General features: G+C 48.3%; 23 protein-coding genes. All 23 read left to right on the forward strand.

All coding sequences use genetic code 11. The annotated features are described in order from the left end of the window. Nucleotides 1-88: 88 nt before the first annotated feature. The gene (locus F3J39_RS15800) at nt 89-1,609 is read left to right on the forward strand and encodes a winged helix-turn-helix domain-containing protein (RefSeq protein ID WP_166714378.1); all 1,521 of its coding nucleotides are present in this window, start codon (nt 89-91) and stop codon (nt 1,607-1,609) included. 27 nt (nt 1,610-1,636) lie between these two features. Continuing rightward, nucleotides 1,637-2,065 (forward strand): hypothetical protein, encoded by a 429-nt coding sequence (locus F3J39_RS15805; protein ID WP_166714379.1) that lies wholly within the window; start codon nt 1,637-1,639, stop codon nt 2,063-2,065. Nucleotides 2,066-2,176: 111 nt separating this feature from the next. Continuing rightward, nucleotides 2,177-2,617 carry a lytic transglycosylase domain-containing protein gene (locus F3J39_RS15810; protein WP_166714380.1) on the forward strand — a complete coding sequence of 147 codons (441 nt, stop codon included), beginning with the start codon at nt 2,177-2,179 and terminating at the stop codon, nt 2,615-2,617. Between the two features lie 3 nt (nt 2,618-2,620). Continuing rightward, nucleotides 2,621-3,412 carry a helix-turn-helix domain-containing protein gene (locus tag F3J39_RS15815; protein WP_166714381.1) on the forward strand — a complete coding sequence of 264 codons (792 nt, stop codon included), beginning with the start codon at nt 2,621-2,623 and terminating at the stop codon, nt 3,410-3,412. 37 nt (nt 3,413-3,449) lie between these two features. Continuing rightward, nucleotides 3,450-5,072, forward strand: coding sequence for a type III secretion system outer membrane ring subunit SctC (gene sctC / locus F3J39_RS15820; RefSeq protein ID WP_166714382.1), 1,623 nt, complete (start codon nt 3,450-3,452; stop codon nt 5,070-5,072). Continuing rightward, on the forward strand, nt 5,069-6,205 hold the full coding sequence (gene sctW / locus F3J39_RS15825; protein ID WP_166714383.1) for a type III secretion system gatekeeper subunit SctW: 1,137 nt from the start codon (nt 5,069-5,071) through the stop codon (nt 6,203-6,205). Before sctC ends, sctW begins: the two co-directional genes overlap by 4 nt. A 16-nt stretch (nt 6,206-6,221) precedes the next feature. Beyond that, entirely contained in the window at nt 6,222-8,291 is a 2,070-nt protein-coding gene (locus F3J39_RS15830) for an EscV/YscV/HrcV family type III secretion system export apparatus protein (protein WP_166714384.1), read from the forward strand. 5 nt (nt 8,292-8,296) lie between these two features. Beyond that, nucleotides 8,297-8,695: a hypothetical protein gene (locus F3J39_RS15835; protein ID WP_108570334.1), complete on the forward strand. Its 399-nt coding sequence runs from the start codon at nt 8,297-8,299 to the stop codon at nt 8,693-8,695. Continuing rightward, nucleotides 8,692-9,996, forward strand: a complete 1,305-nt coding sequence (gene sctN, locus F3J39_RS15840) for a type III secretion system ATPase SctN (protein WP_348769947.1) — start codon at nt 8,692-8,694, stop codon at nt 9,994-9,996. The genes F3J39_RS15835 and sctN overlap by 4 nt, the downstream gene beginning before the upstream one ends. Then, entirely contained in the window at nt 9,977-10,444 is a 468-nt protein-coding gene (locus F3J39_RS15845; protein ID WP_166714385.1) for a hypothetical protein, read from the forward strand. Before sctN ends, F3J39_RS15845 begins: the two co-directional genes overlap by 20 nt. Next, a complete protein-coding gene (locus F3J39_RS15850; RefSeq protein WP_166714386.1) occupies nt 10,410-11,213 on the forward strand; it encodes a hypothetical protein in 804 nt (267 codons plus the stop codon). Before F3J39_RS15845 ends, F3J39_RS15850 begins: the two co-directional genes overlap by 35 nt. Then, nucleotides 11,210-12,115, forward strand: a complete 906-nt coding sequence (sctQ, locus tag F3J39_RS15855) for a type III secretion system cytoplasmic ring protein SctQ (protein ID WP_166714387.1) — start codon at nt 11,210-11,212, stop codon at nt 12,113-12,115. Before F3J39_RS15850 ends, sctQ begins: the two co-directional genes overlap by 4 nt. Before the next feature lies 1 nt (nt 12,116). Continuing rightward, a complete protein-coding gene (locus tag F3J39_RS15860) occupies nt 12,117-12,782 on the forward strand; it encodes an EscR/YscR/HrcR family type III secretion system export apparatus protein (RefSeq protein ID WP_166714388.1) in 666 nt (221 codons plus the stop codon). A gap of 10 nt (nt 12,783-12,792) precedes the next feature. Further along, nucleotides 12,793-13,050, forward strand: a complete 258-nt coding sequence (locus F3J39_RS15865; RefSeq protein ID WP_166714389.1) for an EscS/YscS/HrcS family type III secretion system export apparatus protein — start codon at nt 12,793-12,795, stop codon at nt 13,048-13,050. Beyond that, nucleotides 13,047-13,805 (forward strand): type III secretion system export apparatus subunit SctT, encoded by a 759-nt coding sequence (sctT, locus tag F3J39_RS15870; RefSeq protein ID WP_247648275.1) that lies wholly within the window; start codon nt 13,047-13,049, stop codon nt 13,803-13,805. Before F3J39_RS15865 ends, sctT begins: the two co-directional genes overlap by 4 nt. A 7-nt stretch (nt 13,806-13,812) precedes the next feature. Continuing rightward, nucleotides 13,813-14,919 (forward strand): EscU/YscU/HrcU family type III secretion system export apparatus switch protein, encoded by a 1,107-nt coding sequence (locus F3J39_RS15875; RefSeq protein ID WP_166714390.1) that lies wholly within the window; start codon nt 13,813-13,815, stop codon nt 14,917-14,919. 83 nt (nt 14,920-15,002) lie between these two features. Next, nucleotides 15,003-15,536, forward strand: a complete 534-nt coding sequence (locus F3J39_RS15880; protein ID WP_233499588.1) for a SycD/LcrH family type III secretion system chaperone — start codon at nt 15,003-15,005, stop codon at nt 15,534-15,536. Beyond that, the gene (sctE, locus tag F3J39_RS15885; RefSeq protein ID WP_166714391.1) at nt 15,529-17,349 is read left to right on the forward strand and encodes a type III secretion system translocon subunit SctE; all 1,821 of its coding nucleotides are present in this window, start codon (nt 15,529-15,531) and stop codon (nt 17,347-17,349) included. The genes F3J39_RS15880 and sctE overlap by 8 nt, the downstream gene beginning before the upstream one ends. 9 nt (nt 17,350-17,358) lie before the next feature. Then, entirely contained in the window at nt 17,359-18,522 is a 1,164-nt protein-coding gene (locus F3J39_RS15890) for a hypothetical protein (RefSeq protein WP_166714392.1), read from the forward strand. A gap of 19 nt (nt 18,523-18,541) precedes the next feature. Then, a complete protein-coding gene (locus F3J39_RS15895; RefSeq protein ID WP_166714393.1) occupies nt 18,542-19,708 on the forward strand; it encodes an IpaD/SipD/SspD family type III secretion system needle tip protein in 1,167 nt (388 codons plus the stop codon). 13 nt (nt 19,709-19,721) lie between these two features. Then, on the forward strand, nt 19,722-20,693 hold the full coding sequence (locus tag F3J39_RS15900; RefSeq protein ID WP_166714394.1) for a hypothetical protein: 972 nt from the start codon (nt 19,722-19,724) through the stop codon (nt 20,691-20,693). Then, nucleotides 20,690-22,396, forward strand: a complete 1,707-nt coding sequence (locus F3J39_RS15905) for a hypothetical protein (protein WP_166714395.1) — start codon at nt 20,690-20,692, stop codon at nt 22,394-22,396. The genes F3J39_RS15900 and F3J39_RS15905 overlap by 4 nt, the downstream gene beginning before the upstream one ends. Before the next feature lie 75 nt (nt 22,397-22,471). Then, entirely contained in the window at nt 22,472-22,735 is a 264-nt protein-coding gene (locus tag F3J39_RS15910; RefSeq protein ID WP_166714396.1) for an acyl carrier protein, read from the forward strand. Nucleotides 22,736-22,760 lie beyond the last annotated feature (25 nt).

Below are 22,760 nucleotides of genomic sequence, written 5' to 3' on the forward strand. Positions count from 1 at the left end.
GCTCTGTATTGGTAAATATCAGCATGATACATTGGCACTATTATCCCTAAATGCTTGATTTACTACTCTATGCTGTCAGGTAAACGTCATGTTCAACTATCATTTTGATGAATTCACAATTAACAAAGACTCATTATTTATCAGAGGAAAGCCCGTTTCAATTCCGCCAAAAGAGCTGGCAGTGCTGCACCTTTTAGTTACGCATACCGGAGAGATAATTTCCAAAGATGAGATTATAGCTAATGTATGGTTTGGTGGATGTGTGTCAGATGAATCGCTGGCAAGATGTATTTATGTAATAAGGAGGATTCTTGGAGAAACAACTGACAATATCTTTATCAGCACAATTTATGGCAAAGGCTATCGTTTTGTAAAATCTGTTTCCAGAGTCAGCCGGGAGCAGCCAGCCACTCCTGAAGATAATATTACTGCGGATGAATTTACACTGGCTGTTTTTCCTTTTAATATGCAGAGCAGCGATAAATCCTTCATCATATTTGACTACCTGATGAGCCAGCATGAATATTTTAATAGCGAGTGCGGTGTGACATTTTGTCCCTCCGCACTGACTATCAACAGTAAAAATATCAATACCACATTTACCGACCTCAAACAGGCTGGCGTAAACTATTTTATTACCGGCAATGAAATTATCGCCAACGATGTTTCAATTATTCGCGTTGAACTGATAGACAGTGCGACGATGGCTGTGCTGGCACGCAGAACGGTAATACTCAGCATGGATAACACGATAAATCTGATTAACGTCAGCCGGGGCATTGTCAGAATGCTGAAGAGACTAAACATCGCATCGCGGCCGGAAGCAGGATCATATTATTCAGCCTGCCCCTCTCCGCTCTCCAATATCAATATGTTCTCTCTCTCATTTAACGATCTCGTCAAAAAACTTGATACTCAGTACGATCTTTCTCCGAAGGAGTTTTACTTTCTGGCGAACCGGTACGCACTGCTGGAGTTCATTGAAAATCCGGAAAACGCCTATGTCACACAGAAAATTACCGATTATGCACAGCGCCTGCTGGAAAGCGACGCCACGAATGCTTTGGCGCTGGCAATCAAAACCATTCACAGAAGTGACATATCTGACTGTCAAAAAGAGTCACTGTTTGAAGTTGCCATGATGCTTGATGCCTGCTCTGCAGATATCTACTTCTACTACTCATGCCTGTTAATTAAAATTAAAAAGTATGCGCCGGCAATGCAATCTATCGACATGGCTATTATGCTCGATAAGCACAACCCTGTTTATCGCGTTCTGAAAATGATTGTTCTTTATAAGCAATGTAAATTTGATCAGGCTATTAAAACAGAACCTGATCTTATGGGTGACGATCCGGTGTGCAGAGTCATTGTCAAATGTTTGCGTATCAAGATGTTTTCAGAAGCAGGGAATTTGCTGGCGGCAAGCTCCACCCTGAAACAGCTGGAAAAGCACAGAAAATCTTCATTTGTCAATTCATGTTACGTTAAGGCATCGAACCAGATTTCAGCGGCGCTGACCCGGGCGACCTACTGCCCGGAACACTTCAATGCACCACAAAACTCATATCTGATGGGGAAAGTCAGGTATCTCTATTCTGTATCGTAACCATGGAAAACCGGCAGGGATTAACGTTTGCAACGGCAGGAGTCTATTTTGAAAAATTTTAGAATAATACAGTGCAACTCGCTACCGCTTATGACGCTGGACCTGGTATCCAGTACGCTAATCATTCATCATCTCAGCATCAGCGTGCCGCTTTCAAACGTTCAGCGCAGGCTGGCTATCTGCCTGATGAACTTTGTTTTTGACCGTCAGGAGATCCTTAATTTTATTAATCACGATAATCTTCTGGATGAGAGAGATATGGATGCAGAGGATATATTCAGCGATTTTTCTCAGAAGATGGCGGCACATGGTGTTCCGGATAATTTCATCAATCCACAGGATCAAAAGGGCCACTTTTTCAACTTCGATTTTTTACACGATATCGACGTAAATGCACGCATAACCTTTCATCATTCTACGGATAAGGCGGTGCTTCTGGCGCAGTTTGATGACTGACGCATTCAATCAGCATCAGCAATGGTTATCTTTTGATTATATTGCCATCATGGTCCCTGTTACTGCCTCTGCCATACTATTACTCTGTTAGCTACCTGGTCCCTTTTTATTATGAAAGGCTTGTTAAGCCTGATATTACCCGGTCTGATTTTCTGCTGCAGCAGTGCGCAGGCTATGTGCTGGCACCAGGCAGCCGAAAAATATCGTATTGAACCTGCACTGCTCAAAGCGATTGCACAGGTTGAGTCAGGCATGAAGACAAATGCTTTCAATATCAATGCTAATGGCTCATACGATATAGGCCTGATGCAGATCAATAGCATTCATCTGCCCGAACTCAAAAAAAAGGGAATATCAGAAGAGGCATTACTGACTGATGCCTGCCTGTCAGTCATGACGGGCGCCTCTATTTTACAACATATGATCAATAAATATGGTTATACCTGGGAGGCCGTCGGCGCGTACAACGCTGGAACCTCAGAAAAAAGACGCCTGCTCAGATTCAGATATGCCTATAAAGTCTGGCAAGCCTATGAAGAGAATATGAGGTGAAATATGAACAAAATGTCACAGCACTCTTCCGAAGCGTTTAATGATAACTCCGGCGTCTCATACTTTTCAGGTCAGGTTATTCATGCAACCGGTCCATGTCTTTTCTGGATGGTGCAGGCTTCGACACAGCCTGCTGCTTTGCAGATTAAACCTGGTCATGCCGATGCGGAAAAATTTTCTTTCAATCAGGATTATCCCGTAATTTTTTATGCGATAAATTGCAGCATTACGGTCTTATCCGGCACGGTGTTTGTGCGGGATCTTGATTTCAGAAAGTTCAGTAAACTCCAGGCGTTTATCGATGCGGCGAGCATGCTGAAAACGCAAAAAAATCATGCTGAAGTCTGCTATGGCGTAAAACAGCTGGATGATAAGGCGACATTTAATAGTCGTACATTTGAGAGCTGGTATCTGTATCAGAATACCTATCACCCTGAGAGCATAAACTGTATTGCGAACCTGTTTCGCTATCATGAGAGTTACCGGTTAGTAAATTATTTACTGAATCAGCAGGGTTCGCATAAAACGCTGATCGAGTTAGGCAATAAATATGGCTTATCAACGGCGCATTTCAGACGCCTGTCGCGTGCTGCTCTGGGTCAGGCCGTAAAAGTTGAAATGTCTAACTGGCGCATGATTCGCGCGGTGCTGGATATGATTGACAGCGAAACAAACATTACCATGGTTGCCTTTAACCACGGTTACTCTTCGCTTTCTCACTTCTCCAGCGCAGTAAAACATACGTTTAACAAGCCGCCCAAAGAGTTAATCAAGATCATCAAAAATGGATCATAAAATGAAATCTCCGTTATTCAGCAGGAGTATGCTTTTCATGCTGCTGCTGCCGCTCTCCTGCACACTTGCAGCAGAGACTTATTCCGGGCAGACGGCAACGTCCAGTGAAAAATATGTTTCTAATAAAGATAATGCGCGGGCTTTCTTTGAAACGCTCTCGACCCGGTTAAAAAAGCCGGTTGTGCTCTCTGCGCTGGCATCAAAAAAGCGTATTACCGGCAGCTTTGATCTCGCGAATCCCCTTGAGCTACTCAAATCGCTTACTGCTCAGCTGGGGCTGGTGTGGTATCAGGATGGCCAGACGTTCTATATCTATGACGCCAGCGAAATAAAAAATGTCGTCATTACCTTAAAATCGATCAACGTAAACGAATTTAGAAATTTCCTGATTGAGTCTTCGCTATACGACCGCCGTTTCCCGTTACAGACCAGACAGGGGACCCGGACATTTTATGTTTCCGGGCCGCCAGTTTACCTCGATATCATTGCTAAGGCTGCCGCACAAATGGATGTGAAAGACGTACCCAGCGGCAATATGTCGGGCATGGCCATCATTCCCCTGCGCCACAGCTTTTCTGAAGATCGCACCTTTAAATATCGCGATCAAACGCTTATTATCCCCGGCATGGCCAGCGTCATACGTGCCCTTATCAGCAATGACAGCAGCACCGTACCGCAACTGCTCAGCACGCGCGCGTCAGCACCCGGCTCGCCTTCTGCGACAGAACCTGGCGCAGGAGCGCGTGTTATGCCGCCTTTTCCAGGTGAGCTGCCCGCCTCTGCTTCTCTCCCCGCCTCGGCCACTGCATCGCGTCAGTTTCAGGTTGTCTCAAATCCCGACACCAACAGCGTACTGGTAAAAGGAGCACCCGAGCTGGTTGAACATATCAGGCAGGTAGTGAATGCACTGGATAAGCCTAAACGCCATGTCGAAATGTCTGTCTGGATCATCGATATCCAGAAAGAGCAGCTGGATCAGCTGGGAGTCAGATGGAGCGGTTCGCTTTCCATGGGCAACAGTTTTGGCGCCAGTTTTAATGGCGGCATCTCCAGCACTGTAGATGGCGCCAGTTTTGTGGCGCGCATCATGGCACTCTCGCAAAACAAAAAAGCGAACATTGTTTCGCGCCCGATGATCCTGACGCAGGAAAATGTGCCCGCTATTTTTGACAACAACCGCACCTTCTACACCAAGGTGGTGGGCGAGCGAACCGCAGAGCTGCAGCACGTTACCTACGGAACCTCGCTCAGCGTATTACCGCGTTTCTCCGGCACAAATGAAATTGAAATGATGCTGAATGTCGAAGATGGCAATCAGTATCGCGAGCAGGACAGCGAAATGCTGCCCGAGGTGGGACGCACCAATATCAGCACCATTGCCCGCGTGCCGGTGGGTAAAAGCCTGGTGATCGGCGGCTATACCCGCGATGAGCAGTCGGCGGAAAAAGAGGGGATTCCGGTGCTGCAGCATATCCCCCTTATTGGCAATCTGATGAAGTACAGCACCAGTAAAAACGCCAACCTGGTACGCATCTTCCTTATCCAGCCGCGGGAAGTAGATGGCGCGCAAAATGACAATGCGCTGCTTGCCAAAGCGCGGCAAAAAGGCGATACCGGCGAACTCACTGACTGGATGAACAATTTTCTGGATAACAGATGAGTGCCGATCAGCTCAGCGTCGCCGTACGGTCCGCTACCGCGTCTCTCAATCCCGCGCGTCGCTCTGCACAGGGTGCCTTACTGGGCGCCTCGCTGCGCGGCGTGGAGAATAACGCCACCTCTGCCGACGTAAAAGAGTCACAGGATGTCCTGGCGACGCTCGATAGCGTCTATGAGTCACTGGATGAAGCCTCTGCCGCGGTTAATCGTTACCGGCAGCTGCGCAGTCGCGGCAATCAGGAAGACGCTGCTGCCGTAATGCAGGACGCCAGCACCGGCGACGATGAAGAAGAGCACGTCAGCCGGATCGATCAGATATTTAAAATTCTTAATACGGATGCCCGCAGCAACGCCCGCGCTTTACTGCAGCAGATGCGCATGCTGTTTCCTGACCCCAGCGATCTGGTCATGGTTCTGCGCCAGATGCTGCACAACAGACAGCTCTCCCGCGCCCGAAGAAAAAGGCTGGAGGAGACGCTGGCGCTGGCGGAAGAAGAAGCAGATGAAAAACAGCTTAAGGCCGGTATCAACGTTGCGCTTAAAGCGAAAATGTTCGGAAAAAAACTCGCGCTTTCGCCTGCCATCATTCGTCAGGCGTATCGCGATTTTCTGGAGAGCGATGCCGATGAACTGATGCTCTATCAGTCGTGGGTAGCGCTGTTTGGTGCCGCTAAACGCGGGCTGATCGTGGATTTTATGGAAGCCGCCCTGACAGCCGATATGGACGCCAGCGAGCCGAGCTGCAAAAGCGATGAGTTCAGAGTGCTGCTGGGCAAGCTGGTGCAGCTTAAGCATATCCGCTCAGCGGACAGTCAGTTTATGCGGCGCTTTCTCTCCGGCAGCGCGGTGAAACGGCTCGGGCACAGCGAAGAGCGCTGGCTCTTTTTCCTGTTTACCATCATGCGCACGCCGGATCTTCTCCGGCTGGCATTTCTCGATGCCGCAGGCGACACATTTTCGGCGCTAACGCCGCGCCAGCAGTCAGAAACGCTGAGCTGGCTGCGCAGCTGCCTGGCGATGTTTGCACACGCCTGTTACCACAGCGCGGAACACCGTTCACTGCTTATCGACCGGCTGTCGGAGTTAAGCACGTCGTTTTATCAAACCGAGATCAACAGCGAAGGCCACCCTTAATTCTGGCGACCATCTTATGAGCGTATTTAACCACATTAAAAAACATCCCGAGCTGTTCATCCTGCTGCTGGTGATCACCATTATTACTATGCTGATTATTCCGCTGCCGACAGCGCTGGTCGACTTTCTTATCGGGCTGAATATTATTATCTCTGCCCTGGTTTTCCTCTCCTCTTTCTATATCGACCGCATTCTGAACTTCTCCTCCTTTCCGGCCGTTTTGCTGATCACTACGCTTTTTCGTCTGGCGCTATCAATCAGCACCAGCCGTCTGATCCTCAATGACGCCGACGCTGGTGAAATCATCGCCACCTTCGGGCTCTTTGTTATTGGTGACAATCTGATCGTCGGCTTTGTGATCTTTTCAATTGTCACCATCGTGCAGTTCCTGGTGATCACCAAAGGGGCAGAGCGTGTCGCCGAAGTGGCAGCCCGCTTTTCACTGGATGGTATGCCCGGAAAGCAGATGAGTATCGATGCGGATCTGCGCAACGGGTCGATTGATAATGACGAAGCCTCACTGCGGCGTACCGTGCTGGAGAAAGAGAGCCAGCTCTACGGCTCATTTGACGGCGCGATGAAGTTTATTAAAGGTGACGCGATTGCCGGCATCATCGTCATTTTTATCAACTTTATCGGTGGTATTGCGGTAGGAGTCAGTCAGCTGGGCATGGATATGTCAACGGCGCTCTCTACGTTCACGATGCTGACCATCGGTGATGGTCTGGTGGCGCAGATCCCGTCGCTGCTGATCGCTATCAGCGCCGGCTTCATTGTGACCCGCGTCAGTGGCGAAGGAAACAATATGGGCGTCACCATGATGACGCAGCTGCTGCATAACCCGTATGTCCTGGCCATTTCTACCCTGCTGGCATTATTGATCGGCCTGACGCCGGGCTTTCCGTTACCAATCTTTATTCTGCTCGCCCTTATTCCCGGCGGGCTGTTTTTGCATAAACATCTGCAGACGCGCAAGCAGCAGAAAAGCACGCCGGCCAGCGCCAATGAGACTTATCTCCACCCGTCAGAGGTGCGGCAGCCCGACTTTTCAGCGGATACCCAGCTGGGCCTGATTGAAAATCTTGATGAAATCACGCCGGTCACCGTGCCGATTATTCTGCTGGTCAGCCCGGACTTTTACACGCTGCTGGAAAAAGTAAACGCCTCTGAACGCTTCCGAAGCCAGTTTTTTATGGATTACGGCATTCATCTGCCGCATATCGTGATCAGAAAAACCGAGGGCGGAAATCCGGTTAAAGTCAGCCTGCTGATCAATGAAATCCACGCTGATGAGTATTCCATTCATTTTGATAAGGTTGTAATCATCAATGGCTCAGCCGAGCTTGATACGCTGGGCATTCATTACATCAAAGATTACAACACGCTCTGGACGCCGCCCGAAAACCGGGAAGAGCTGACCGGGCTGGGATTTCTGACCCGTACCGCGGTTGACGAGATCTATTTTTCGCTGACGCAAAGCCTGCTGCTGAACGTGAATGAGTATTTCGGGGTGCAGGAAACCAAAGCCCATATCGACAAGCTCGAAAGCAGCTTCCCGGACCTGGTTAAAGAGGTCACGCGCCACCTGACGATACAGCGCATTTCAGAAGTCATGCAGCGCTTACTCGGTGAAAAGATCTCTGTCAGAAACACCAAGCTCATCATGGAATCCCTGGCGGTCTGGGGCGCCAGGGAAAAAGACGTCATCATGCTGGTGGAGCACATACGCGGTGCCCTTGCCCGCTACATCAGCCATAAGTTTGCCACGGTTAACACTATCCGGGCGGTGCTGTTATCCAGCGAGATTGAAGACACCATCCGGCAAAATATTCGCACCACATCGGGTGGGGCGTTTCTCAACCTGGCTCCTGCAGAAGCTGAACTGCTGATGGACACTATTACCGTCGAGCTGCAGCAAATTCTGATGTCGCAAAAGGATTACGTCATTTTGTGCTCGGTTGATATCCGGCGCTTTATGAAGCGTTTCCTGGAAAATCGTTTTCGCAATCTCGAAGTGCTCTCTTTTTCAGAGATAGCAGAAAGTGTCTCACTGGATGTGATTAAAACAATTCAATTAACGGAGTAATAAAAATGAATGACGATTTAGTTGAACTGGTCAGGTCTGCGCTACGCAAAAATGGATGCGATGAACGTCTGCTGAATAATTTCGATGGCAACTCAACGATCTCTCTGGATTTTGAAGAAGAGAGCAGCCTATTAATCAGTCAGACAGAAGGGTTTGTGGTGCTGTGGACCCAGATACAACCGCACGATCCCTATATTCTGTCGCAGTGCGCCAGCGCGCTGCTGGCTATTGTTATGGCACCCTGCTTTCACGCGGCCACCGGCCATCTGCAGCTCTCTGAAAATGAGGGGATGACCACGCTTGAGTGCTACGTTAAGCCCGCCAGCCTTAATGCAGAAGACTTTTCAGAGGCGCTGGAAGAGTTTTACCGGCAGATGAAAGCCTGCCGTGAGGCGCTGCGGTGATTGCGCGTTCAGATCTGTTGCAGCATATGGCGCATCCCTGCCGCATTACGGCAACGACCCTGGAAGCGCGTCTCACGGATGTCAGTATTGGTGAAGTATGCCACATCTACCGCAGCGCAACGGATCGAACCCTGGTTGCCCGGGCGCAGGTGATGGTGTTTAACAACGATCTCACCATTCTGAGCCTGATCGGCTCACCGCAGGGACTAACGCGGGAGATGGTTATCTGCCCCACCGGACAGCCGTTTACCCTCCTGCTTTCAGATGCGCTGAGAGGCGCGGTTGTGCTGCCGGACGGCTCTGTCTCAGAAACGTTTTCCGGAATCGCCACGCCGGGCGCAGCGCAACGGCGCGACGTTGAATCGCCGCCGCCGGGCTATCAGGAACGCAAAGGTATCGATGCGCGCTTCAGCACCGGCGTTCGCGCCATCGACAGCATGCTGCCCTGCGGGGTCGGGCAGCGCATCGGTATTTTTTCTGCAGCCGGCTGCGGAAAAACCACCCTGATGCATATGCTGCTCGAGAATGCTGACGCCGATATCTGCGTAGTGGCGCTGGTGGGCGAACGCGGCAGAGAGGTCACTGAATTTATCGATGCGGTCCGCTCCTCGCCGCAACGCAACAAGTGCACCATCGTCTATGCCAGCTCCGATTTCTGCGCCACCGACCGGGTCAACGCCGCGCACGTTGCGATGACCATCGCGGAATATTTTCGCGATCGCGGATTAAAGGTGTTGCTGTTTCTCGACTCCGTAACCCGCTATGCACGTGCACTGCGCGACGTTGCGCTGTCGGCCGGACAGCTGCCGGCGCGGCGCGGATTTCCGGCCTCGGTCTTTGCCCGTCTCCCCGAGCTGCTGGAGCGCCCCGGTGCCACACAGAAAGGCAGTATCACGGCTTTTTTCACCGTGCTGCTGGAAACGGAGGATGAAGCTGACCCGGTGGCCGAAGAGGTCCGCTCGATACTCGATGGTCATATTTATCTCAGCCGTAAACTGGCCCGCAAAAATCACTACCCGGCAATCGATGTGCTGAACAGCGTCAGCCGCGTGGCCACGCGCGTCGCCTCAGGCGAGCATCAGGCGCTCGCTACCCGCCTGCGGGATCTGCTCGCCCGGCTTGAAGAGCTGGACACGCTGATTATGTTCGGCGAATACCGGCCTGGCGAAAACCCGGAAAACGATCGGCTCTTCGCCTGCAAAGCACGTGTCAGTGAATTTCTGCGTCAGGCTCATGATGAACAGACGTCAGAAGAAACTCTGCTGCGGGATATGAAAGAGATTGTTAACAGCGCTCCGTAGTGTTCTCAGGTTATATGAGGAAAAGATCAACAACAATCAGGCCAGAATAGCCACCCTGCAATCCTCTGTTGCCGCTTATCAGCACTCCATTGCTGCCCTGGAACAGGATAAAGCCCTGTTTGAATTAAACCTGCGCGCCCTCGCCCGCAGCGGCAGCATGAATATTGAAACGCTCAGAGAGATGCGCAGCACCATGGGCCGGGTGCGCCGCAGAATTGCCGATATTTCAATCAGGATTAACGACGCACAGGCTGAAATAATGTTGCTGGAGAAAAAGCTGGAAACGGCCCGTGCGGAAAGAGCGGCACTGAATAAAAAGAAAGAGAAATATCTGATGCGCATTGCAGACCAATCATTTAAACAGCGCAACGCTGCCCTGTCTGCTGCTGATAATGAAACAGAGGAAATGAGTTATGGAAGTACCGAATGTGGCAACCGCGAGCGATAAAGCAGCACGGAATGAGCCGCCGCGTGAAAATAAAGAAGAAAGCACGCTTGATGAAAAAATGAAAGAGACGCTGGATTCTCCCGCCGGTCAGACAATAAAACCTGAAATAGCACTGGTGATGCCGCAGCCGTTATTTAAACCGCTGCCGCTGAAATTAGCGCAGCAGCTGCCATCATCGGTTCAGGTTACCGGTGTGGCAAAGAAAGCGGCAACAACCAAAGAGGTATCAGCCAAAGAAGCTAAGCCGCTTCTGAATCCGGAGAAAGAGCATCAGGCCTCCTCCCTGCCCTCTGAAACATCGTCACGTCTCGCTGAAACATCGCCGCGCCTGAAAAATGAGCACGCCTCCGCTGCTCATCCACTGAAAACCACCGCTGAGAATGCCTTTATGCAAAACGCTCCGGCAGCGGCTGAAGCGGGCAAATCACCTCCGCTGGCAAATACCTCATCGCGGCTGGCCGCCATCAACATGGCGACGCTGCATATGTCATCAGCACCTGCCGCCTCTGCTGCCGGCAGCGATACGCAGACCCTGCACTACGTCTTTCAACACGGTGAAGGAAAACATGCTGTCAATATTCAGACCACGGGCGTCGGAGAGCAGCGCACCCTCTTTATGCAACCCTCCAGTGCGCACCTTGGCCAACAGCTGCGAACCGAACTGGCGCTTAATCCGGTAGAGGGCCATACGGTCTTTAAAGAGGCGCATGAAGACTCGCAACATAAAAGGCAGCATCAGCAGCGAGATGACGAAGAGAGTGACGCATGAATTTTCCGCCGCTTCGTAAACTGACCGCGCAGCAGCGCTATCACGATCGCGTGGTCACCTACTGGCAGCAGCAGGGAGTGAAGCTGCACGACTCCGCGCCCGCGCCGGATGCGGTGCTGATGCAGAGCACGCTTCATGACGGCACAAAAGTCAGTTTTGACCTGCGCCACTGGCTGGAGCAGGCGCTGCCGGAAGTCAGCCAGCTGCGCATTGACTGCCTGGATGCCGCCACGGTAACCAGCTACTTCACCTATGCCCGTCCTGAACTCGCTCTTACGCTGCCGGGACTCAGCGAAACGCTGTCCGGTTTCACCGCCTGTCCTGCGCCGCTGTGTTATGCGCTGGCGGTGGAGCTTGACGGGTTCTGTTACTGGTTTGATCGGATGCCCTCTGGCTGCGCACCGGCTGATTCGCAGCCACCTTTTCTCCCTCCGTCAGGCCTTGCTGCCCTGCCTTTTACGCTGCGCTTTACGCTGGGTGAGAGCCAGCTCAGTGCGCGCTATCTCCGGCGCCTGAAGACGGGCGATGTTCTTCTGATTAACAATGAGATCAATACCATCATGATCGATGACCACGAGTTTTCCCGCTATCTGCACACAGAAGAGGGTTTTACACTGCCGGAAGATGATGCAGCAGAACCTTCAGAGGAGGTGCCCCCTTCCGCCACCTTTAGCGCCCGGAAGACCGGCGCTGGCGCGGTGCCGGTCACGCTGCACTTTGTGGTGCATGAAACGACCTTAACCCTGGATGAACTGATGGCGCTGCAGCCGGGCCAGCTCTTCACCTTTGCGGATGACAGGCAGCAACAGGTGGATATTTACGCCAACAGCGTAGCGATCGCCACCGGCGAACTGATTGTGATCGACGACAGGCTGGGTGTGGAAATCACCTCCGTTAAATAATATGAACGATAATGATATCTGGCTGATTGCCATACTGGCCATCTCTTCTCTGGCCCCGTTTTTAATCGCCTGCGGAACCTGTTATATCAAGTTCTCAATTGTTTTTATTATGGTGCGTAATGCCATTGGCCTGCAGCAGATCCCGTCAAATATGACGCTGAACGGCATTGCGTTAGTACTTGCCGCGTTCGTAATGACGCCGGTGCTGAAAGGCGGATATGACTATTACATTGAGAATAATATTGACCTGCGCGACCGGCAGTCCACTGAAACATTTCTTGAAAAGGGATTTACCGGATACAAAGAGTACCTGATTAAATATACCGATAAAGACCTGGCGCAGTGGTTTGATAACGCGCGCAGCAATATCTCTGCCGAAGAGCGGGCGGATATCGACGAGGAAGAGCGCGACGTATCGATTCTGGCACTGCTGCCGGCCTATGCGCTCACGGAAATAAAAGAAGCGTTCAAAATTGGTTTCTATATTTATCTGCCGTTTGTCGTTATTGACCTGCTGGTTTCCAGCGTATTACTGACGCTGGGCATGATGATGATGAGTCCGATAACCATATCTGTGCCGATTAAATTGCTGCTGTTTGTCGTCATTGACGGATGGAGCATCATTTCAAAAGGGCTTATTGAACAGTATCTGTTTATAGCGCCCTGAGCCAAATAAGATGAATGAAATAGTTTTCGCCGGTAATAAAGCTATTTATCTGGTGCTGGTACTCTCTGCGGTGCCGGTTATTGTCGCCACGCTCATTGGTCTGGCAATTGGCCTTATTCAGACCGTCACCCAGCTGCAGGAGCAGACGCTGCCTTTTGGCCTCAAGCTGCTGGGGGTCTGCCTGACGCTGTTTATTATTTCCGGCTGGCTGGGCGAATCACTGATCGCTTTCACCCGTGAAGTCTACGCGATGGCGCTGACGCGATGAACGTGATGCCGCTGTTCGACGCTGTTCATATGGGGTTCTACTCTACTGCGCTCGCCTCTGCCCGGCTCTTTCCCGCTTTTATCCTGCTGCCGTGGCTCAACAGCAGCGTGGTACCGGGCGTAATCAAATTCCCGCTGGTGCTGCTGCTCGCATCGGCACTGTGGCCCTTTCCCGGCGAGGCAATCTATCAGCTGCATGAAGCCTATCTGCTGCTGCTCATCTTCAAAGAAGTGGTCATCGGCCTGATCCTCGCCATATTTCTCTGCTTTCCGTTCTGGGTAATGCACGCCGCCGGCAGCCTGATCGATAACCAGCGCGGCGCGACGCTCAGCAGCACTATCAGCCCGATGTCCGGCGTCGATACCTCCGAGCTGGCCAACCTGTTTAACCTGCTCGCGGTGGCGCTGATTCTGCAGGCGGGCGGCGCGCTCACCTTTGTGCAGGTGATGCATAACAGCTATCAGCTACTGCCGCCGCTGGAGACTCAGCTGCCATTCCTCAGCGATATCCTGCGCTTTACCGGGACCACGCTGCTTAACGCGGTAAGAATTGCGGCGCCGGTGATCACCGTTTTCCTCGTAACAGAAGTGATCCTGGGCCTGCTGTCGCGCTATGCGCCGCAGATGAACGCCTTCTCGCTGGCGCTGGTGCTGAAAAGCTTTATCGGCTTTTTAATCCTGCTGATCTATCTCGGTCCGACGCTCTCCTCCGATCTGCTGCGGATTGAAAAGCTGTTTCTGCGCCCTTTCTTCTGAGCTGTGTATGTCAACGTCTAAAACAGAAAAACCCACGCCAAAAAAGATCCGCGACGCGGCCAAAAAAGGGCAGATCTTTCGCGCCAAAGATCTGCTCACCAGCTGCCTGCTGCTGGTGGGGGTTGAAATTCTCCTGCGGGGGTTTTCACTCAAGCCGCTGCGGGACGTGCTGGGGACGATCGTCTCCCGCCACTACACGCTGAACGCGGAATTCTATCTCTGGGGAGTGGTGGTTGCCGGCCTGAAAATTCTGCTGCCTTTTCTGCTGCTCTGCCTGGCCTGCTGCGTAATAACCGGGCTGATGCAGTCCGGCATGAAGATGGCCACCAAAGCGCTGAAAATTGATTTTACCGCCGTTAACCCGGTTAAAGGGCTGAAGAAAATCTTCAGCCTGCGCACCGTAAAAGAGTTTGTTAAAGCGCTGCTCTATCTCTCCGCCTTTTTTATTGCCGCCTGGCTCTTCTGGAGCATGAATAAGAGCCTGCTCTTCAGCCTGGCGCATGCGGAGCCGGTCAATATCTTCACGCTCTGGGGCACGCTGCTGCACAGCTTTGTGATCCTGATGGTCGCCGCCATTATCGTGATTGTGCTGCTGGATGCCGTCTGCGAATTCTTTCTCTGGCAGAAAGAGCTCAAAATGGACAAAAAAGAGGTCGAGCGCGAGAACAAAGAGCTTAACGGCAACCCGGAAATCAAAAGCAGACGCAAAGAGATCCACCGCGAGATCCTCTCTGACGAAACGCGCACCAACATCAAAAAATCGAACGTAGTGATCGTCAACCCGACCCATATCGCTATCTGTATCTACGTCAATAAAGCCATCACGCCCATTCCTTTTATCTCAGAGATGGAGAAAGGCGCCAAAGCGCTGGCTATCCGGCGCTACGCCCGCAAACACAACGTGCCGGTAGTGGAGGATATTCCGCTGGCACGCGCCCTGTTCCGCTCACACAAAAAGCACACCTTTATTAACGCGCAGCAGCTCGCAGCGGTGATGGACATTCTGCTCTGGCTGGAAGGCATTGACGCACGCTGGCAGGCGATCGCCGCGGCGGAGAACAGCAATCCACCCGAGGAGTCAGCACCACATAACAGCGCCCCGCCGTCCGGTTAAACCGATCGCTTTGAGCGTTCTGTTAGAGCCTGCGCCGGCACGCTTTTGATTCAATAACACACGCCAGAGATGGCTCAGGAAACATGATGAAAGATGACAACAAGCCGGTAACTGAAGAAGAAGTGGTGGGGATGTTGATGCAGTACGCCGCTGAAGGCGTATCGCTCAAGGACATTCAGGGCATCTCTGAAGAGGCGATGGAGGGGATGTACGCTCACGCATACCACTTTTATCGTCAGGGCAAGCTGGATGAGGCGGAACGCTACTTCAGCATGCTCTGTATGTATGACCTCAACAACCCCGATTTCTTCACCGGGCTGGCAGCCGTTAATCAGCTCAGGGGCAACTACCAGAAAGCATGCGATATCTATGCGCTCGCTTACATCATGGCGGACAACGACCTGGCTCCTATGTTCTACAGCGGCCAGTGTCAGCTGATGCAGGGCAACGCGTTAAAAGCGCTGCAGTGCTTCCGGCTGGTCATTAAGGAGAGCGCTGACCTGAAGCTGAAGAAAAAAAGCCAGGTGTATGTCGACACCATTTTAAAAAACCGCCCGGAGCTGCAAAAAAGCGCGGAAGAAAAACAACATAACCAGGAGCAGAACAACGATGAGTAGTGCAGGCATCATTCAGGATAGCGTCGTAAGGAACCGGGCTTCCTCACGTATTACCGCAGAGAGAGTGATTGAGGATGGAAAAAAAGTCGCCAACCGCTTTGCCGGCCTGACGATAAATAAAATAGCGGTGCAGGAAACCATCGCGGAGGCACTGGGAGAGAGCTTGCTGCCTGAGGAAAGCAGTGCGCCAGTCCTGCGTCAGCCAAAAGAAGCACGCATTCTGAAATGCTGGGCTGACAGTTTTCTGACGAATGCAGAGAGTAATCTGGCCGCCCTGGAACTCACACAACACATTACCGTTAGTGGCGCGGAAGCGCGCAAAATCATGTTTGAACAGCTGAGCGCAGAGCTGAAGCAGATTCAGGCAGAGATTGAAGAGGCGCAGGATGCGCTCGATAAGGGCATTGGCGATCTGGATGCTTTAAAACAGCAGCTGGAAGAGGCGCGACAGAAGCTAAGCGAGGTGCGTCAGGCATTACGTGATCTGAAAGAAGCTGGCGTCAAAGAGACCGACCCGCGCTTTATCGCAGCGGCAGCTGCCGTAGCCGCAGCAGAAGCAGGTGCTGAAGCCGCTCATCAGGCTGTAATAAGTGCTATGACGCATGTAGAAGTACTGGCAGCCAAAACGCAGGCGCTAGTAAACAAGCACACGGCAAAAGTGGAGGAGAGCGCGCGGGCCGTGAGCAACGAGCGGGGGCAGGTTATTGTCGAGGCAACGGCTCTGAAAGCAGTCCAGCAGCAAAATGACACCTTTTTAAAGCGCATGATTCTGCTCCTCAATAAAATAATTGAGCTTCTGAATGAAGCTAATGCAGTCAAACAGCAGAGCGACCTTGAACTCAATAAAAAACGCATGGAGGCCAGCCGCCAGCATGCCCTGGAGCAGACGCGAGAAAATGAAAAAAAGATGGAGAAAGCAAGAAAAATTCAAAAGATATTTGGAAAATCCGGAAAAGGTGTTGGCATTACTCTGGCCATCGTAGGCATAGCTACTGCGCTTTTTGACTGGGGCGCAACTGCTGCTGCTGGTGTAACAATAACAACCGCTACTGTTGCTGCAGATGAAATTCCGGTTGATGGTAAATCTTTACTTGAACATGGCGTAGGAGCCGTAACCGACAAACTTCTTAAACCCTTAACCGATCAGCTTGGTAAGCTGGTTGAAGAATTTATGGAGGAGATCGGAATAATTAGTGCTCTGATTGCAAAGTGTGGCATGCAAAAGGCTGAAGAGATAACAAGCGGTGTAAAAACCGGCGTAACAGTAGCCGTTACGGCAGCCGTGGCAGTTGCCGCCATTGTTTTTGCCGGTCCTGCTGCCAAAGCGATTTCCAAACAGGCATCTAAATTACTCGAAACGGTAATTGTAAAAAATATAGTTGAATTAATTAAAAAGCTTGTCCCTCAATTTTTAAAGAATGCTGTTAAAGCATTATCAGCAACTGCAAAGGAAGCGTTTAAATTCCTTGACGACCTTTTAACGATCCAAATAAAAGAGAGCACGCGCGATACGCTGATAAAAAGAGTGCATGTTTTTCAGACGGCAATGACCGCCGTCAATACCACGGTACAGTCCGGTAGCGAAATCATTACGGCAGCTATAAAGCTAGAGGCACAGCGCTATAAGGCAAAAGCCAAATTAGCCGAAAACGATCTGGATATCCTGACTAAAAACATAGGAGAAATTATCGAAAAGACAGCCCGGAATGAAAAATTTACTGACGATTTAAAAATAAAAAGCAGTGAATTGATAAAAAACAATCACGCAACCTCAATATTTATTAACCAAAAAATTCGCACTATTACTGCATAAGGAAAAACTATGAGCGGAAATATTCAGAATTTGATGCCAGGCTTAATGCCAATTGACTACAGCCAGTACAATACCCGGCCGCAGCATCATGAAAACAGCAGTGAAGTTATTCGGTTAAAAGGTCATGCACTAAATTGTAACCCCGTTAATTTCATCCTGCCGGAAGATGCGCTCATCCTGGACCGTTCAGGTTCCACTTCGTCGCAGATAATGGGTGGAGCACCATTACTTCGGACTCCGAAGATAACAAAAGATAACGCAGAGCTACATGCTGAAGCTTTCAAATATGCATCAATTGCAATGCAGGATTATAATACTGACAGGCCTGCTGGCCATCAGCAAAATACGCCAACCTCGGCGCTAGAAGGACAGGATAACGGCTTAATAATTAACAAAAAAAACGCTCATGAAAAAATAGACTGGTCTAACTTTTCCGGCTGGCTATCAAAAATAATTAATAATCTAATAAAACAAATAGAATTATTAATGAAATTTAAAAGAGCAAGTACTGAAGATAAAAATGCAGGATTAACCAGACAAACAGCTGCAGCGGAAAGTAGCGCAAAAGAACTCGTAAATTCAGCAAAATCCTCCTTAACCGGTGCTGCGGTAGCAGGTGCTGCTTCTACAGGATTGACTGTGGGCGTGTTGGCAAAATCTGCCCACACGACTCATAAACATACTACAGAGCATAGCAAGCAAATGGATGACAAATTCGCGCTTAAGCAGGATGAAAATAAAATAAATAATGCGCGCAGTAACCCGGGCAGAACAGAAGGACAAACGCCTGCCGAGAAAGCGGAGGCAGCAGCGGCGTGTAAAAATGCGGAAAACAAGACCTCAACCAAAGCGCTCCAGCATAAAACCGATCAGAAACTCTATAATGGTAATGAATCTTATAGTGAAGAACGTCGTAAACAAAGTGCGGCTTTGAGCCTGGCAACCCCTTTACATCAGTTAGTACTGTCATCTTTTAACGTTAAGTCAACGTCCCAGCAGGCAGATTCCAATCTATTGGATAATGATCGCGCGGTACATCAAAGAAGTGCTGAAAACAGTGCGGAAATGGAAAGCCGAAATCATAAAGTTGAGCAGTTCGTGCTGGACAGTGTACTGCAGTACATTAATAACAACATTAGCACTAACTCAGCAGTTATCAGTCGCGCCAACTAACAATTAATAAGGAAGAAACATGCTAAGCACATCTTTAAGTTATACGCAGTTTGAACCGCTGCACTTCAAAAAAAGTAATAGTGATGACACTCAGCCTGCGGCAGAAAAGCAGGCTAAAGCTGAGGTTACGGTAAATATTACATCGACACCAGATAAAGAGGATGCGCGTCACGTAGTAACAGTAGCGGAAAATAATCAGCTATCTTCAATCAAACAAGCTGAACAGCACAATAATAAACTGGTTAATGTTATGCGAAAAAACCAGGAAATTAGCCACCAGATCAAGGTATTGCAGGCAAATACGCACGCATGCCATTCCGATGCAGAATTGCTGAAAAATAGCGCTGAAAAAATCCGCGGGTTACTTATCCCATTATCAAGAGAAGAGATGCTGAATATCCAGCAGCAGGCTTGTGAGGTAGCAGGAGGTAACACCAGGCAGCGTAATATAAATCAGCTGATGGCCGATTTTTACCACCCTTCCATCCAACAGGATAGTCCGGAAGAGATTCAGGAGAGGTTCGATCTGCTGCGGTTTGAAACTGATCTCGTCAGCCTGAACGCAGATGATAACTCATGGGGACGTGACCTGGCGCAAAAGCACTGGGAAGCGATTGGCGCAACACGTGATAACTATCTTGAAGTTTTCCTGAAATCTTTTGAAAAACTAAATAGTTTCTTTTCTGAGTTTGCATCATTTAGATCAAAAATTCATTTATATATAGGCTCACCAGATAAAGATGGGAAAATGAATTTTGAGTATGGAAAATTCAGAGGTGATCTTCGCCCTTTATGGGAAAAATATGAATATCCTAATATTTCAGGACATCTTTTTCCAGATACAAATAAAACTGCATCTAAAGAAGAGTGCGAAAGATGGATAAGACAAATGGGTTTACCTGCAGGGTATCTAAAAGGAGATGATTTAAAGGGCTATAGCGTTCACATTGACACATCTATTTTAGAAAGCATGTATCAACAGGTACCTTTTGGAAGTTTAACCGCTACGGAACTAGCTAACTGGCAGTCTGGATTTGAAGCGCAATCCGAAGATCTTCAAAAAACCATGCAAACCTTTACGCAGAAAATGACCAGTGCTAATTCACTTTATGACAACCTGGTAAAAATTTTCAGCAGCTTTATTGAGCAGGACTTAGGTGCTGCCAAAGGCTATCTGAATTTTTAAGCAAGGAGAAAGCGTGATTATTAGTCCAATTCCGCTTTGTGATCAGGGGACGCCCGGCCCCGCTAGCTCCAATCACGTCAAGAGTGAAGGTCGTCATTATGGTTTTGAAAGTGAAGAACCAGGAGTAAAAAGGGTTTCGTTTTCAGCTTGTAAAAATGAGAGTGATAGTGATTCGCAATATTCTTACTCTCAACAATTAAAAGAGGTGCATAATGAACCGATTACCCATTCTCAGCAAAAAAAATCTGTTCCTGTAAATAGAGAAGCATCCATCCGATGTAAATCGGAAAAAAGTGGGGATTATAAAGGTGTCCGCTACCTTCCCCAAAATAATACGCTTTTAGAAACAAATGGACAGCGCCCTCAGGGCCCTGAAAATTTCCTTGACTCATTAAGATATGGATCTATCGATGAAATATATTTTCGAGTCGAACACATAGGATATGAAAAACTACGCGCTATTTTACCTGCAGAAAAACTAAAAGTTTTTGCTCAAAAATTTAATTTAAAACAAGAAAATAATACAATTAACAGGTTGCTATGCTCATTGCTGATAACAGTTAGTTTATATACTGAAAAGGAGCTTACAAAACATTCGGCTACCATTTCCAGTTTTTTGGATATGGTGGTCGAGCATCGGCAATATAACACATCCCAGGAATCACTCTCTGATTTAAGAAATGCCTGCGTGACAGAATCCAATAAGATATACAAAGAACTCATAGGTGATAATTTTGACCGCTATGAAAAGAAGGCTTTTCACCTTTTTGAAGAATTGGTAATAACACCCCTCAAGGAGCAATTTGGAAATAAAAAAATGGAAGACAACAAGATCAGAGAAAGAGCTATTAAATCATTTAAAAAAGCAAAAGAATTTGAGCTACAAACTCATGAAAATGAAAAGCTGCTCGCTTCAGCTGATTTAGTTAAATATGTTTACTGTACCTCTCGTAATTTTTATAACATTGTAAAGGGTAATCCATGAGCACTCTGGTTACATACGCAACTCAAAACATATCTGCTGGCATATCTCCTGCTGAAATCGCCAGCAGTTCAATGATAGGAAATTTGCAAGCTGTATCTAACACCCCTGCGGAGTATACTCTTACCGAAAATGCACAACCAACCGCATCACTCCGGAAAGAAAATATTGATAACATTTCCATTAATGAACTTGTTTTTGATAGCAATGAGCAACCCAAAAAAAGTATTTTTGCCGCTGCATTTGATTCACTCATTGAGAAAACAGCCAGTGAAAATAAACCGGTACATTGTACTGACACTCTGGATTCAGGCGATCGTGGCATTGCTGAAAACTTTCAGAAAAATGCTGAGAAAGTCAGAAATCTTCTTAACGAAGCTAACAGAGAAAAATTTGATGCGCTGTTAAAAGACGAAAAAAAATGTATTGATAACGAGTGTGCGCTTGAATATTTTCTTACCAGCCTGAGTCTTTTTAGCAAAGAAACACTGACTTCATATGCATCTAATCTCAACAACAGAGTAAAAGAGCTATATAAGCTTAGCAAAGTAGAAAAAAAATATTGTTCAACTTATTCTGAAATGGATGACGCTTTTAAAAATAACCTTAATAAAGATTTAAAGACTTATCTGGATTCAGATAAAAACCCATTGGAGAAAAAGTTGACTGATTTTATTGATAAAGAAGTTTTTAATAAAAGTCATAAAGAGCATATCAGTTGGCTTAAAAATAATGAAGAGAAAATATTTAACGGCGGCGGGCCGTATATTATGAATGCCATTCAAAAAAGATTAAATGATTTCAGTAATCATAACTTATTAAAAGAAATAACTGGCATGATAGCAGAATCATTCGTTCTGCGTGATATCCTGAATGTTAATTCTGATAAGAAAATAAATAATGATGATAATGGCGATGCAAAAGGTCCGCGCTCTGCAGATAATGAAAAAACACCCTTAATTTACGGACATGGTAATCATAGTTCTATCGGTAATGTCAGTGGAATTCTAACAATAGGTAATGGTAATAAAAATTATACTATTAATGTTGGAAGAATAAAACCTAAACCCACACAGCGCAGTAATAATCAGGTCATATCTAAAAATATTAATTCTCATCGGCATGGTATTGTTGCTTCTGTTGAGCCTGCAACAGAAATTAAAGATAAGATAATTTCTATTGAGAAAAAATTGCCGGAGAACCCAGCATTAATTCCTGATGATACTATTCCGCAAAGCTGGATTTATACCGCCTCACCTCAACTTCAGCTGAAAACGCCTGAACAAATCGTTTCTATTAAGAAAAGTTCTTCCTCACCACTTAAACGGCAGGTTGTTCAGCCTCAGCATGTTACCAGAATTCGTTCGGAGAATATTTCAGAAGCAGCAGGGCCTATTAAAAAGGAAATATTAGATGTTGCTAACATGCCAATAGCTGAAATAGAAAAGTATGTTCATGGCTTATCCGAAAATTATCGAAAAGTAATAGTTATCGCTCTGCTGGAAGCTGGTGAAATTGATGAAACCAGCGATCTGATGAAATATATTCCTGAATATCTTTTTACGCCTGATTTCAATCAAGCTGTTAACGTGAAACCTGATCAGAAAATTAATGTAAAACCCATAACAAAGTCAGTCACTCTATCAGAATATGCTGATGAAGCTCAAACTCTGGCAGTTCGTTTACGGGCCAATAGTGTATTTTAAAACTCAATTACAACCGCATCTTTTTTCACAGTTTGGCAGGGACTGTCCAGGTCCCCTGCCCTTACAGGACACAGTATGAAAATCATTAATCAGGAAATTAAGCAGATTATTGCCACCGTTCTGGATACCCCGGTAGCCGGCATTGAAGATAACCACTCTCTGGTCTGGGATCTGCATGCAGATTCCATGAATCTGACGGAGATTGTCTGCCATCTGGAGGGTAGATTTGATATCGCGATCGTTAATCACGAAGTCGGTGCGGACCCTACCGTAGCGAGTCTTTCAGCCATTGTAGCGCAGCGTATCGCCAGTAAAGCGCAGGATGAGGCGGTGCGTTGATCGGTGTCGGATGTTCAGGCCTGCA

It is taken from the genome of Pantoea sp. Acro-807 (genome assembly GCF_011752675.1).
Taxonomy (GTDB): domain Bacteria; phylum Pseudomonadota; class Gammaproteobacteria; order Enterobacterales; family Enterobacteriaceae; genus Pantoea; species Pantoea eucrina.